14 protein-coding genes are annotated in these 12,844 nt (G+C 75.0%); 6 read left to right on the top strand and 8 right to left on the bottom strand.

Annotation, left to right across the window (positions count from 1 at the left end; all coding sequences use genetic code 11):
* The first annotated feature begins 49 nt into the window (after nucleotides 1–49).
* Nucleotides 50–2,359, top strand: coding sequence for a tetratricopeptide repeat protein (locus tag ACSUPT_RS12720; RefSeq protein ID WP_436944313.1), 2,310 nt, complete (start codon nucleotides 50–52; stop codon nucleotides 2,357–2,359).
* The gene (locus ACSUPT_RS12725; RefSeq protein WP_436944314.1) at nucleotides 2,356–2,784 is read left to right on the top strand and encodes a hypothetical protein; all 429 of its coding nucleotides are present in this window, start codon (nucleotides 2,356–2,358) and stop codon (nucleotides 2,782–2,784) included. Before ACSUPT_RS12720 ends, ACSUPT_RS12725 begins: the two co-directional genes overlap by 4 nt.
* Nucleotides 2,785–2,839: 55 nt before the next feature.
* Here ACSUPT_RS12725 and ACSUPT_RS12730 read toward each other — a convergent pair whose 3' ends face one another.
* Both ACSUPT_RS12730 and ACSUPT_RS12735 read right to left on the bottom strand, forming a co-directional pair.
* On the bottom strand, nucleotides 2,840–4,063 hold the full coding sequence (locus tag ACSUPT_RS12730; RefSeq protein WP_403499373.1) for an FG-GAP-like repeat-containing protein: 1,224 nt from the start codon (nucleotides 4,061–4,063) through the stop codon (nucleotides 2,840–2,842).
* 232 nt (nucleotides 4,064–4,295) lie between these two features.
* Complete coding sequence (locus tag ACSUPT_RS12735; RefSeq protein ID WP_351964550.1) at nucleotides 4,296–4,847, bottom strand: EF-hand domain-containing protein; 552 nt, start codon at nucleotides 4,845–4,847, stop codon at nucleotides 4,296–4,298.
* A gap of 321 nt (nucleotides 4,848–5,168) precedes the next feature.
* Here ACSUPT_RS12735 and ACSUPT_RS12740 point away from each other — a divergent pair, with 321 nt between their 5' ends.
* Entirely contained in the window at nucleotides 5,169–5,642 is a 474-nt protein-coding gene (locus ACSUPT_RS12740) for a carboxymuconolactone decarboxylase family protein (protein WP_351964551.1), read from the top strand.
* 103 nt (nucleotides 5,643–5,745) lie between these two features.
* On the opposite strand, the gene ACSUPT_RS12745 is transcribed toward ACSUPT_RS12740, so the two are convergent.
* Nucleotides 5,746–6,210, bottom strand: a complete 465-nt coding sequence (locus tag ACSUPT_RS12745) for a cupin domain-containing protein (protein WP_436944315.1) — start codon at nucleotides 6,208–6,210, stop codon at nucleotides 5,746–5,748.
* Nucleotides 6,211–6,476: 266 nt separating this feature from the next.
* Here ACSUPT_RS12745 and ACSUPT_RS12750 point away from each other — a divergent pair, with 266 nt between their 5' ends.
* Nucleotides 6,477–6,839, top strand: coding sequence for a hypothetical protein (locus ACSUPT_RS12750; RefSeq protein ID WP_436944317.1), 363 nt, complete (start codon nucleotides 6,477–6,479; stop codon nucleotides 6,837–6,839).
* Between the two features lie 39 nt (nucleotides 6,840–6,878).
* Here ACSUPT_RS12750 and ACSUPT_RS12755 read toward each other — a convergent pair whose 3' ends face one another.
* The 4 genes from ACSUPT_RS12755 to ACSUPT_RS12770 form a co-directional block, all read right to left on the bottom strand.
* Nucleotides 6,879–7,181, bottom strand: coding sequence for a YciI family protein (locus tag ACSUPT_RS12755; protein ID WP_361663872.1), 303 nt, complete (start codon nucleotides 7,179–7,181; stop codon nucleotides 6,879–6,881).
* A gap of 95 nt (nucleotides 7,182–7,276) precedes the next feature.
* Nucleotides 7,277–8,734 carry a PTS transporter subunit EIIC gene (locus ACSUPT_RS12760; RefSeq protein ID WP_436944319.1) on the bottom strand — a complete coding sequence of 486 codons (1,458 nt, stop codon included), beginning with the start codon at nucleotides 8,732–8,734 and terminating at the stop codon, nucleotides 7,277–7,279.
* 28 nt (nucleotides 8,735–8,762) lie between these two features.
* Nucleotides 8,763–9,701, bottom strand: coding sequence for an N-acetylmuramic acid 6-phosphate etherase (gene murQ / locus ACSUPT_RS12765; RefSeq protein ID WP_436944320.1), 939 nt, complete (start codon nucleotides 9,699–9,701; stop codon nucleotides 8,763–8,765).
* An 85-nt stretch (nucleotides 9,702–9,786) separates the two neighbouring features.
* Entirely contained in the window at nucleotides 9,787–10,815 is a 1,029-nt protein-coding gene (locus ACSUPT_RS12770) for a MurR/RpiR family transcriptional regulator (protein ID WP_436944322.1), read from the bottom strand.
* A 57-nt stretch (nucleotides 10,816–10,872) separates the two neighbouring features.
* Here ACSUPT_RS12770 and ACSUPT_RS12775 point away from each other — a divergent pair, with 57 nt between their 5' ends.
* Nucleotides 10,873–11,229, top strand: a complete 357-nt coding sequence (locus ACSUPT_RS12775) for a hypothetical protein (protein ID WP_351964558.1) — start codon at nucleotides 10,873–10,875, stop codon at nucleotides 11,227–11,229.
* Nucleotides 11,226–11,501 carry a DUF4031 domain-containing protein gene (locus ACSUPT_RS12780; RefSeq protein WP_436944323.1) on the top strand — a complete coding sequence of 92 codons (276 nt, stop codon included), beginning with the start codon at nucleotides 11,226–11,228 and terminating at the stop codon, nucleotides 11,499–11,501. The genes ACSUPT_RS12775 and ACSUPT_RS12780 overlap by 4 nt, the downstream gene beginning before the upstream one ends.
* On the opposite strand, the gene ACSUPT_RS12785 is transcribed toward ACSUPT_RS12780, so the two are convergent.
* A complete protein-coding gene (locus ACSUPT_RS12785; RefSeq protein ID WP_361663894.1) occupies nucleotides 11,473–12,759 on the bottom strand; it encodes a Cmx/CmrA family chloramphenicol efflux MFS transporter in 1,287 nt (428 codons plus the stop codon). The genes ACSUPT_RS12780 and ACSUPT_RS12785 overlap by 29 nt on opposite strands.
* Between the last annotated feature and the right edge of the window lie 85 nt (nucleotides 12,760–12,844).

The following is a 12,844-nucleotide window of genomic DNA, read 5'->3' on the forward strand; positions in this document are numbered from 1 at the left end:
CCGTGGACGTACCGGCAGGGGGGGCAGGGCGACGGGAGCGGGGGCCGCGGTGTGGAGAAGGAACCGGAAGAAGGCCGGCCACGATCACGGCCCCAACAAGGTGAACATCCAGGGGAACAGCCACCTCAGCGCCAACGGCCCCCACAGCTCCGTCCACGTGACCTACGTCGGGCAGGAGCCGCCCGTCGAATGGCCCCTCCCGGTCGGTGAGTTACCGCTCACCGCGTCCGCGTTGCAGCCGCGCCCCGAGCTGCGGCAGGCGCTGGAGCGGCCGCCCCAGGGGGCCGGGCAACGGCCGTCCGCTCACGTGCTGGTGGGGGAAGGCGGCACCGGCAAGACGCAGTTGGCGGCCGCGCACGCCCAGGCGGCGTACGCGGACGGTGTGGATCTGGTGCTGTGGGTGTCGGCGGGTGACGCCGCGCAGATCGTGGCGGCGTACAGCGAGGCGGCGCGGCTCGCCCGGGTGCCGGGTGCCGAAGGGGAGGACCCGAAGGCCGACGCGCGGGCCTTCCTGAACTGGCTCGCCGCCACCTCGCGCCGCTGGCTCGTCGTCCTGGACGACGTCACCGACCCCGACGCCGTGTCCGGCTGGTGGCCCAACCCCGCGCGGGGCAACGGCCAGGTCGTGGCCACCACCCGGCTGCGCGACGAGCCGAAACTGACCGGGCAGGGCCGGGCCGCCATCCACGTCGGCCCGTACACGTCCGCCGAAGCCACGGCCTACCTCACCGACCGGCTCACCCACGACGGCAAGGCGCACCTCCTCGACGACCGGACGGAGGCCCTCGCCGCCGCGCTCGGCCATCTGCCCCTGGGGCTGGGGCACGCGGCGGCGTACATGGTCCGCGAGGAGACCTCCTGCGGCAGGTACCTGGAGCTGTTCCGGGACCGCGAGGCCCGCCTGGACGCCGTACTGCCGCCCTGGGCTGACACCGACAAGTACGGGCGGCAGGTCACGACCGCGCTGCTGCTGGCCCTGGAGGCCACCGACCGGGACCCGCAGGGCCCCCACGCGCGCGCCGCGCTCCAGGTGGCCGCCCACCTCGACCCGGCGGGGCAGCCGGCGTCGCTGTGGGCCACGCCTCGCGTCCACGCGCATCTCGGCCGGGCGCTGTACCGCACGATCCAGGAACACGCGCCGCACCTCCTGCGCGACCAGGCGGCGGCGGTGGCGGTCACCCAGACGCAGGTCGACCAGGCGCTGCGCCTCCTTCACCGGTACGGCCTGATCAGCCACGACACCACCAGCAGCACCCACACCGTGCGCATCCACGCCCTGACCGCTCGGGCCGTGCGCGAGACGGTGCCGGACGAACGGCTCGACGAGGCCGTCGCCACCGCGTCGGGCGCCCTCCACGAGGCGTGGGCGGACGTGGACCTGGTGGAGCGCGATCTCCACGCGGTGCTGCGCGCCAACGGGCGGGAACTGATCGAGACCGCCGGGGAACGGCTGTGGACGGCCGGGGCCCATACGGTGCTGTTCCCGCTGGGCGACAGCCTGCTGGACACGGAGATGGTGCACGACGCGCTCGCCTTCTGGCGGACGGCCACCGGGGAGTACGAGCGGCGGCTCGGGTCGGAGGCCCATCTGACCGGCATGGCGCGGTTCCGTCTGGCGAAGGCGCTGCGCTCGGCCGGGAAGCACCACGAGGGTCTCGAGCTGTCCCTCCGGCTCGCGAACGAGTTCAACGAGCAGTACGGGCGGCAGCACCCGGAGGCACTGCGCGCCTACAGCGAGCTGGCCGGCTGGTGCCTGGCGGCCGGGCAACCGGAGCTGGCCGTGATGATGTTCGAGCAGGTGCTCACCGCGCGCAGGGCCGTCCTCGACCCGGACGACCCCGACATCGTCCGCTCCGAGATCGACGTGACCCTCGCGTACGGCGCCGCCGGGCAGTCGGAGCGGCTCATCGAACGGGCGGAGCCGCTGTTGGCCCGCTGCCGGGACAGGTTCGGCCCCGAGCACAACCTCACGCTGGAGGCCGGGCTGTGCCTGGGCAACGCCTATCTGGGCGCCTCCCGTTTCGCCGAGGCCGTCCCCGTGTTCCGGCAGGCGCTGGCGGACCAGGGGCACGTCCGGGGCGCCGACCATCCGGACACGCTGACCACCCGCGCGGGCCTCGCCCTCTCCCTGTGGGAGACGGGACACCGGCAGGAGGCGCTGGAGCACATGCGGGCAGCGGTACACGGCGTCAGACGGGTGCAGGGGGAGGAGCACCCGTGGACGGAGGCGTACGGCTCCCTGCTGGCCGGCTGGGAGCGGGAGACCGCCGCCGAGGGGCCCGCGGGTGTCCGTGGACGTCTCGCCGCCAGGTTCCGCAGGACCGGGGGGCAGCCGCGCACCGAGGAGGGAACACGATGACGCACTGGGTACGGCCCGCGCTGTGGGCGCTGGCGGTGGTCGCGGGAGCCGGGGCCGCGGTGCTGGCCGGGGTCGCCGTGTGGGGGGACCTGGACACGGCGGACCGGGTCGCGAGCGTCGTCGGGGCGAGCGCGGCGCTGCTGGGCCTCGTCGTGTCGGTGGTGGCCCTGGCCCGGACCGGCCGGGGCGACGGCGGGCGGCGGCTCCGCGCGGGCCCGGGTGCCGTCGTCGTCGACGGCGACGCGAACAGCAGCGCCATCGGTGCGGGCTCGCAGGTCGTGGCCCCGCCGGCGCCCGCGCCGCCGCCCGGTGGCCGGGACACCACCCGGCCGTCCGATGTGAGCGCCGCCCGGGACAGCACCGTCGTCCTCGGGAACGCCACCGACAGCGCGCTCGGGCGGGACAGCGTGCGCCGGACGCCGTGAACCCGACAGAGGGCCCCCGCTGCTGTCGCGGAGGCCCTCTCTCGTGTCGGCTCGGTCAGAAGATGCCGTTCAGGTGGTGCCAGTCGTCGGCGACGACCTCGCCCGGGTTCAGCGAGCCGGTGCCCCGGCCCGTGTAGACGAGGTGGCAGCCGACGCCCCGGCACGCCTCGTTCACGAAGCTGCTGTGCGTGGACGTGGCCAGGTCGGCGTGGCCGTCGCCGGTGAAGTCGCCCAGGCCGAGGATGTTCTCCATGACGTTCCAGCCGCCGGAGCCGACCAGCACGCGCGCGCCGACCGTTCCCGTGCCGGTGCCCGGGTACAGCCACAGTTTGCCCGTGGACGCCTCGCGGGCGATCAGGTCGGGACGGCCGTCGCTGTTCATGTCGCCCGCGCCGACGAGGGCGTTCATGGCGTTCCAGCCGCCGTTGCCGAGCAGCTTGCGGGCGCCGAGGGTGCCCGTGGACGTACCGGGGTACATCCACAGCCGGCCGGTGGACTTCTCGACGGCCAGCAGGTCGGTGCGCCCGTCACCGGACAGGTCGCCGTAGCCGACGAGGCGGCTCATGGCGTTCCAGCCGCTGTTGCCGATCAGCTTGCGCGCGCCGAGGGCGCCCGTGCCGGTGCCGGGGTACAGCCACAGCCGGCCGGTGGCCGCCTCGCGGGCGATGACGTCCTCGCGGCCGTCACCGCTGTAGTCGCCGTGCCGGACGAGGGCGTTGAAGACGTTCCAGCCGCTGCTGCCGATGAGCCGGCCCGTGCCGTCGCCGGGCAGGAACCACAGGCGGCCGGCCCGGTCCCGTACGAGGACGTCGGCCTTGCGGTCGGCGTTCATGTCGCCGAAGCCCTGGGCGGTGGGGGCGGGCCCGGAGTACCACTTGGGGTAGGGCTGGTAGGCGCACTCGCGCGAGGTGGCGACGAGCCTGATCGAGCTGACCGTGCCGTGCTCGTAGCCCCATTCGGTGCCGGCCGGGTCCGGGTCCCACACGCCGACCATGCCGGACGTGTCGTGGTTCGGCTCGTCGTACACGCAGGCGTACTTGCTGGTGTGGTTGACGACCGAGCGGAACGAGTTGTCCCAGGTGCCGAGCGTGGCCAGGTCCTTGTTCGTCTTGAACATGGTGCCCGTGCCGTTGTCGGACTTCCAGGCGCAGAAGTAGCCCGACGGGCAGTCGCTGATCGCCGCCTGTGCGGGTGCCGCTCCGGCGCCGAGGAGCCCGAGCGAGGTGAGCCCCAGCGTCGTGGCCAGCGTGGCCAGGCGCCGCAGCAGTGGTACGCGCATGTGTTCCCTCCCTGAGCGGCACGGAGGAAGGCTCGACGCGCCGCGAGAGGGACGATATCCCGCCGCCGCGTTCACGCCACCGGGCGGGGGCCGCTGCGAGGTGCGGGGGCGGTGAGCGGGCGGGGCCGCTGCGGGGTGCGGGGTGCCTGCGTACGAGGCGGGGGCCGGGGGCGGAAGCGACGGCGGCGGGCGTGTTGCCGCCGCCGTCATGTGCGGGCCGCGGGGGCCGGGATCAGACCCGGCCGAAGATCATGCTGCCCGGCGCCTCCGGGTCCATCGACAGGAAGTACTCGCGGACCGTGCGGATGAACTCCATGTGGCTGATCGACCCGTCGCCGTCGATGTCCACCCTGTCGAAGACGTCCATGGCCTCGGGTGCCTCGACCGCCCACACGTCCCTCTGGAAGCGGAGGAACTCCTCCTTGCTGATCTGGAGGTCGCCGTCGACGTCGATGACGTCGAACGTGGTGCGGGCGAGGCCGTCGACCACGTTGAGGCGGCTGCTGTCGATGGACGCCAGCCGGCTGGCCACGACGAACTCGTCCTTCGCCAGCTCGTTGCCCTCGGCGCCCACGTGGCGGACCAGCTCGGCCCAGTACATCGCGTTGATCGCCCGCAGGCAGCGGGCGCGGTGGTCGTCCTCGGAGAGCCCGTAGGCCTTGATGAAGCGGTCGGCGATCGTCGCGAACTCCGCCCCGTTCACGCGGCCGTCCTTGTCGGCGTCCAGCAGGTCGAACTGACGCTCCAGCTTGGCGGTGATGGTGTCCTGTGCGGCGATGGTCATCGGCCGGATCCTTCCCGTGATCATGCTGATCGGCCCGGCCAGCATGGGGCACATACCGGTCAAGGAGAACTCAACCCCCGCAAACAGCACCCGATTGGGCGATCAGCCCCTGCTCAGAACCTGGCGGGGCGGCACGACCAGTGGTACGAGGGCGGGCACCGCGGCGACCGCCATCGGGCGGGGGACGCCCTGGTTCATCGCGACACCCCGACGCCACCGCATCACGTGTGGCGCAGGTCACATTCGCGTGCTGTCACGATCATGTCGTCCCGCGGGTCATCCGGGTGCAAGCAACTGACGCCTCTTCCTCAGGAGTTCACCATGGACGCCCGTCTCGACTTCTACGGCAGCACCGTCGGCGCGAAGTTCCTGCGGCACATCAACACGGCCGGCCGCGTGGTCACCGAGTCGCCGCTGCCCGCCACCGTTCAGGAGCTGGTGAAGATCCGCGCCAGCCAGATCAACGGCTGCGCCGTCTGCACCGACATGCACACCAAGGACGCCGCCCACGCCGGGGAGACGCAGACGCGGCTGAACCTCGTCGCCGTGTGGCGGGAGGCCAACGTCTTCACGGAGGCCGAGCGCGCCGCGCTGGCGCTGACCGAGCAGGGCACCCGGACCGCGGACGCCGCCGGGGGCGTCACCGACGAGGCGTGGGCCGAGGCCGCGCGGCACTTCGACGAGGAGCAGCTCGCCGCGCTGGTCGCGCTGATCGCCCTGATCAACGCGTACAACCGGGTCAACGCCGTCATCCGCCAGCCGGGCGGCGACTACCAGCCCGGCCAGTGGGGCTGAGCCGCCCCCGCTGTCCCGCCGGTCCGGACACCGCGGGTGCGGACGCCGCCCCCGCTGTCCGGACCGGGGCGTCTCCCGTGCGGGGCTGGGCGCGCCGGGCCGGTCAGGCGCCGTCCGGGCCGTGGCCGAGGCGGTACAGCTTCGGCACGGACACCTTGACCGGCTCCTGCGTGGTGCGGGCGATCACCACGACAACGGGCTCGTCCGGGTCGGGGTTCTCCTCGCGGTGCGGCACGTACGGCGGCACGAGGAAGAAGTCCCCCGGCCCACCCTGGAGCCGCACCTCCCGAACCCCGTCGTGGTACACGAACACCGGGTGGCCGCTCACCACGTAGATGCCCGCCTCGGAGTCGCCGTGGTGGTGGTCGTCGGTCGCGCTGAGCGGCGGGTTGACCACCAGGCCCATCCACAGCCGCCTGGACCCGGTGGTGCCGCCGCTGATCGCCGGGTGCACGGCGGGGCCTCCGGCCGGCCCGGCGTGCGCCTCCCGCGCGGCGGCCGGGACGTGGTGGACGCGGTCGTTCGGCGGCGCGTCGCCGCGGGGCCCGGTGCGGACGTCGTACGTCATGGTGCGGCCTCCCGTTGTCGTCGCTCGGCAGTTGCCCGCGACCAGGCTGCTCCCGGCGCCCCCGGACGGCCAACATCCGTTGCCGGTACGGCAATCGGCGCACCCGGGCCGCCGACGTCCGTTGCCGGGCGGCAATCGGCGCCCCCGGGGCGGCCGACGTCCGTTGCGGGTGCGGCAGTCGGAGCCGCCGGGCGGCGAACACCCCTCGCAGGGACGGCGAACGGGGCCGCCCGGGCCCGGCCCGTGCGTTCGGATACGGTGGCGGGATGACCGGGAGGCTGCCCGACGACGTGGCTGACGTGCTCGCCGCGCTGCTGGACGCGGGCGATCCGGCGCACGCCGCGCTCCTCCGGCAGGTCCCGCACCTGAGCGTGTCCGCCCGCTGCGGCTGCGGGTGCGGCACCGCGTACTTCGCGCTCGACACCGACGCGGCCGAGCCCGCGCCCACCGGCCCCGGCACCGTCGTGGCGGCCGGGGCCGCGCTCGTCACCGCGACCGGCGAGTACCCCGGCGAGGTCCTGGTCTTCGCGCGGGACGGCCACCTCGCCTGGCTGGAGGTCTGCTCCTGGAGCGACGACACCGGGGTGACCCTCGCCGCCGCCCGCGACTGGCTCCGTCCGCGCCCCTGACCGGTACGGCCGCCGGCGCGCCGGGGGCCGCGTGACCCGTCACCCCGCGGGCGGGGCCTGCCGGTAGCGCGCCAGTTCGGGAGCGGTCTTCGTGGCGACGAACTCGGTGATCCGGTAGGCGCACACCCCGCCCGTGACGAACGGGTCGGTCGCCGCGACCCTCTCGATCTCGGCGCGGTCGTCCCCGACGGCGAGGATCACACCCCCGTCGCGAGGCCGCTTCCGGCCGGACGCGATGACCGTGCCCTCCTCGTACCGGGCCTCCAGCCACGCCACATGGGCCTCGAGGAGGGCGTCGACGCGGTCGAGCGGCGCGGTGTAGGTCAGCTCCATGACGAACATGGGGCCAGCCTAGGCGCATTGACCCGGAGCGTTGCCGACGCGGGTGGGAGGCGGGGAAGGGTCCCGCGGCCCGGGACGCGCGTCCGGCGGGCCTTTCATCCGGGCCCCGGCCCGTCGGGCGCCGCGCCGCCGACCCGCTCCGGCACCGTCACGTTCCGCAGGCCGAAGAAGTACGTCGCCACGAAACCGGCCGCGTACCCGGCGAGCAGGCCCGACGCGTACGCCGCGACCGTCGCGAGCGGGCCGCCCGGCCCGTCCAGCAGCGGGAACAGCGCCCAGCCGGACGGGCCGATGGCCGTCGAGCCGACCGTGTCGCCCCACATCCCGAACAGGCCCACGACGCCGCCGCCGACCGCCCCGCCCACGCACGCCGTCACGAACGGGCGGCCCAGCGGCAGCGTCACGCCGTAGATCAGCGGCTCCCCCACGCCCAGCAGCCCCGCCGGGAGCGCCGAGCGGATCGTGCGGCGCAGGCCCTCCGCCCGGCGCAGCCGCACGTACACGGCGAGCGCCGCGCCGACCTGGCCGGCGCCCGCCATCGCGAGGACCGGCAGCAGCACCGTGTACCCCTGCTGCTCGATCAGCGTCGCGTGCAGCGGGATCAGCGCCTGGTGCAGGCCCAGCATCACCAGCGGCAGGAACAGGCCGCCCAGCACGAACCCGGCCGCCGCCCCGCCGTGCGCGAGGAGCCCGTCGGCGGCCGTGCCGATGGCCGAGGCGACCTTCCCCGCCGCGTACATCAGCCCGTACACCGTCGCCAGGCCCGCGACGAGGACCGTCAGCGTGGGCGTGACCAGCACGTCCAGCGCCTCCGGCACGCGGTGGCGGCACCAGCGCTCCACGCGCGTCGCCAGGAACGCCGCCGCGAGCGCGCCCAGCACCCCGCCCTGCCCCGGCGACAGCTGCTGCCCGAACACCTCGACCTTCGCCACGCCCGCGTACACGACGATCGCCGCGACGGCCCCGCCGAGGACGGGCGTACCGCCGAACTCCTGCGCCGTGTTGTAGCCGACGAACACCGCGATCAGCGCCATGAACCCGGACGCGATCGCGGTGAGGGCGGGGGTGAGGGAGGGCAGCGCGCCCAGGTTGACCAGCAGGCCGTTCAGCCCGGCGATCACGCCGCAGCCGATGAGGGCGGGGATGAGCGGCACGAAGACGTTCGCGATCCGGCGCAGGGCGCGGCGGACCGGCCGGCCCTCGGGCGGCGTGCCCGCCGGGGCGCGGGGCGGCGTCGGGCCCTGCGGGGGCGCGGCCGACGCGACGAGGGCCTGGAACTCGGGCGTGACCCGCGCGACCGTGCCGGGGCCCAGCACGATCTGGTACGTCGCCCCGTCCTCCACCACGCCCAGCACGGCCGGGTGGGCGCGCACCTGCGCGTCCCGCACGGCGGCGCGGTCGTGGAGGGTGAGGCGCAGGCGGGTCATGCAGTGCGCGACGGACGCGACGTTGGCGGCGCCGCCGACGAGGGGGAGGAGCGCGGCGGCGGTGGAGCGCGGGTCGGACGGGCCCTTGGACGGGTCCGGCTTGCGGGGGTCTTCGGTTGTCGTCATGTGGGGGGCCTCGCGTGCGGGTGGTGCGTCAGGGGGCCGCCGCTGCCAGCGCGGCGCGCAGATGACCGTGGTGCTCCACGAGGAGGCGCGCGGCGGTCGGGGCGTCCACCCCGGCCAGCAGGACGAGGATGGCGTGCTTCACCTCGCCGCCCGTCGCCTCCAGCGCGCGGGCTATCTCCTCGTCGGCGGCGCCCGTGGCCTGCGCGACGATGCGGTGCGAGCGGGCCCGCAGTTTGGCGTTGGTGGCCCGGACGTCCACCATCAGGTTCCCGTACGTCTTGCCGAGGCGGATCATCGTGATCGTCGAGATCATGTTGAGGACGAGCTTCTGCGCCGTACCGGCCTTCAGGCGTGTCGAGCCGCTGATGAACTCGGGTCCGACGACCACCTCGATCGCCAGGTCCGCCGCCGCCGCGAGCTCGCTGTCCGCGTTGCAGGCCAGGCCCACGGTGAGGGCGCCCGCGTCCCGCGCGTACCGGACGGCGCCCACCGCGTAGGGGGTGCGGCCCGACGCGGAGACGCCCACCACCGTGTCGTCCGGGGTGAGCCCGAGCGCCTTGAGGTCGCCGTGCGCGAGGTCCGCCGAGTCCTCCGCGCCCTCCACCGACCGGACGAGCGCGTCGGGGCCGCCCGCGATGAGGCCGACGACCTGCGAGGGGTCGGCGTTGAAGGTCGGCGGGCACTCGCTGGCGTCGAGCACGCCGAGCCGCCCAGCCGTTCCCGCGCCCGCGTAGACCAGGCGTCCGCCGCGCGCCATGCGGGGCGCGATCGCGTCGACGGCGGCGGCGATCCGGGGCAGCTGCGCGGCGACCGCGTCGGGTACGGCCCGGTCGCCCGCGTTCATGGCGCGGGCGATGTCGAGGGTGGGCCGCGTGTCGATGTCCGCCAGGTCGGGGCGGAACTCCTCGGTGGTGAGGGCGCCGAGCTGGGTGCGGAGTGCGGCGGGGTCCCGGACGGGGTCGTTCATGCGCGGCTCTCCCGGTGCGGAGGCGGTCGTGGCGGGCGGTCGGCGGGCTGTGGTCGCTGCGGGCGGGCCGGGTGTGCGCGGCCGGTCAGCGCGGGTTCGTGCGCTGGCGGGGCGCGCGGCGGTGGGCGAGCGCCTCGTACGAGGCGGACAGCGCGGGCGCGGCCGTCGCGTACGTCCGCTGCGTGACGCCGGTGAACAGGCAGTCCACCACCAGCAGTTGGCTTGTTCGGGACGACATGGCGGCCGGGCGCAGCTCGGTCTCGCGGCCGGTGGACGTGGTCAGCACGTGGTCGGCGTACTGCGCGACGGGGCCGTCCGGGCGGCCGGTGATCGCGATGGTGGTCGCGCCCCGCTCGAAGGCGACGCGCAGCGGTTCGATCACGTCCGATGTGGCGCCCGAGTGGGTGATGGCCACGGCCACGTCCCCGGAGCGCAGCTGCACCGCGCCCGTGACGGCGACGTGCGGATCGCTGTGGGCGTGGGCGACCAGCCCTATGCGGAGCAGCTTCTGCGCCAGGTCCTGCGCGACCAGGCCCGAGGCGCCGATCCCGTACACGTCGGTGCGGCGGGCCTCCGCGAGCGCGGTCACGGCCGCCGCGAGCTGGGCCGTGTCCAGGGCGGCGGCCGTGTCCGCGAGGGTCTGCTGCTCGTCGCGGGCGAGCTTGGCGACGACCGCCTCGATCGGGTCGTCCACGGCGATGTCGGAGGTGACCGCGGGGGCGCGGCCCGAGGTGCGCTGCGCGGCCAGCCCGGCGAGGGCGAGGCGCAGGTCCCGGTAGCCGGGGTAGCCGAGGAGGCGGGCGGTGCGGACGACGGTCGCCTCGCTGGTGCCGGTGCGTTCGGCGAGGCCGGTGACGGTGAGCGCGGCGCACCCGGCCGGGTCGGACGCGACGGCTTCGGCGACGCGCTGCATGGACCGGGTCATGGACGGGGCGAGGGTGCGCACCTTGGCGGCGAGCGCGTCGGGGGCGGCGCCCGTGCCCGCGGGCGCCCAGGCCGGGCCGCTGCCGGCCGGGGCCGTGCGGGCGGGGGCGCCCCGGCCCGTACCGGGCGGCGGGGTGGGACTGCCGTCCACCGGGCCGTCGGTGAAAGTTTCCTTCAGGTCCTCGGTCACGCTTGAAACGTATTTTCAGCGATGGTGACCGTCAACCCCGCGCGTCAGAATGGCGGTATGAACGAGCTGGACCCCCTGGAGCAGGCGCTGCACGCCGCACGCGCGCTGGTCCTCGCCGACCTGTCCGCCCGGAACGTCGCCGAGGCGGAGATCGTGTCGCTGGTCGAGGACGCGGTCGCGCGGCGCCGGTGGTGGGTCGAGCAGTGGCCGGACGGCCTCGCGTACGTCGCCGGCCTCGTCGCGCAGGACGTGCAGGACGCGCTGCTGGAGCGGTACGGGCGCTGGCCCCTGTGCCCGGTGTGCGACCAGGGCGATCCGCACGCGCTGGACGTGGAGCCGGAGCTCGGCCCGGACCCGCACTGGGTGTGCGGGCGGGCCGGGGTGGTGGTCGCCCCGGTGGGCGGTCTGACGTGACGCTGTACATCGACCCGCCGAACTGGCCGGGGCACGGCCGCATGTGGTCGCACCTGATCAGCGACGTGTCGTTCGAGGAGCTGCACGCGGGGGCGGCGGCGATCGGCTGCCCGCCGCGCGCGTTCGACGGCGACCACTACGACATCCCGTCCGAGCCGTACGGGGACGCGGTGGCGGCGGGCGCCGTCGAGGTCGGTTCGAAGGAACTCGTACGGCGCCTCACCGCGGCGGGGCTGCGCCGCCCTAAACGGCGTCCTGCGCCTTCCCCGTGACGCACACGCCGCCTTCGGGCCCGGCGCCCTGCGCGTCCCGCGCCCCGGCGCCGTCCGCGCCGGCGGGCCGGGTCGTGGTCGCGCCCATGACGATCCGGCTGGGCGTACGGGCCTCCCGGCGGTGCAGCCGCAGCGCCACGGCCACGGCCGCCAGCGCGACGAGCGTCATCGCGGCGCCCGCCCACGCGGTCGCCGGGAAGCCGAGGCCCGCGTCGATGACCGTGCCGCCGAGCCAGGGGCCGCCGGTGTTGCCCAGGTTGAACGCGGCGGTCGTCGTGGCGCCCGCCAGGGTCGGGGCGGCACCGGCCACGTTGAACATCCGGGCGTTCAGCGCGGGCGCCGTGTAGAACGCGGACACGCCCAGCAGGAACGACAGCGCCACCGCGGCGACCGGGCTCCCGGCGAACAGCGCCAGCGCGGCCAGCAGGACCGTGGACGCCGCGATGCCGCTCAGCAGCACCCCGAACAGGTGCGCGTCGGCGACCCGGCCGCCGACGGTCGTCCCGACCAGCGCGCCGACCCCGAACAGGCCGAGCACCGTCGGCACCCACCCGGAGTCGAGACCGGCCACGTCGGTGAGCAGCGGAGCCAGGTACGAGAACGCGCAGAAGACGCCGCCCGCCGCGAGCGCGGTGACGACGACGGCGAGCCACACCTGCCGGTCGCGGTAGATCGTCAGCTCGCGCCGCAGCTGCGGCCTCCGCTCGGGCAGCGGGATGCGCGGGATGCGGGTGACCACGCCGACCAGGGCCACGGCGGAGGCGGCGCCGACCGCCCAGAACGCCGAACGCCAGCCGAGGTGTTCGCCGAGGAACGCGCCGGCGGGGACGCCCAGCACATTGGCGATGGACAGGCCGCCGATCATGACGGCCATCGCACGGGCCCGCGCGCCCGGCTGGACCATGGCGATGGCGACGGCCGCGCCGACCGCCCAGAAGCCGGCGCACGCCAGCGCGCTCACCACGCGGGACGCGAACAGCACCCCGTACGAGGGGGCGAGCGCGCCCGCGACCTGGCCGATGCCGAACGTGGTGATCAGCGCGACGAGCGTCGTCTTGCGGGGCAGCCGCAGCGTCGCGACGGCGAGCAGCGGCGCGCCGACAACCATGCCGATGGCGAAGGCCGATATGAGGAGCCCGGCCTGCGGGATGGACACGTCCATGTCGTCCGCGATGGGCGGCAGCAGCCCGGAGAGCATGAACTCGCTGGTGCCGAGCGCGAAGACGGACAGGCCGAGGATGTACACGGCGAGCGGCATCCGGGCCTTCGCGGGCGCGGTGGCGGTGGTCGGGGCGGAAGGATGATCGTCGTGGGTGGGCATATCCGGTGCCAACACCCCAGGG

Source organism: Streptomyces sp. SudanB25_2051, from assembly GCF_964272635.1.
Lineage (GTDB): Bacteria > Actinomycetota > Actinomycetes > Streptomycetales > Streptomycetaceae > Streptomyces.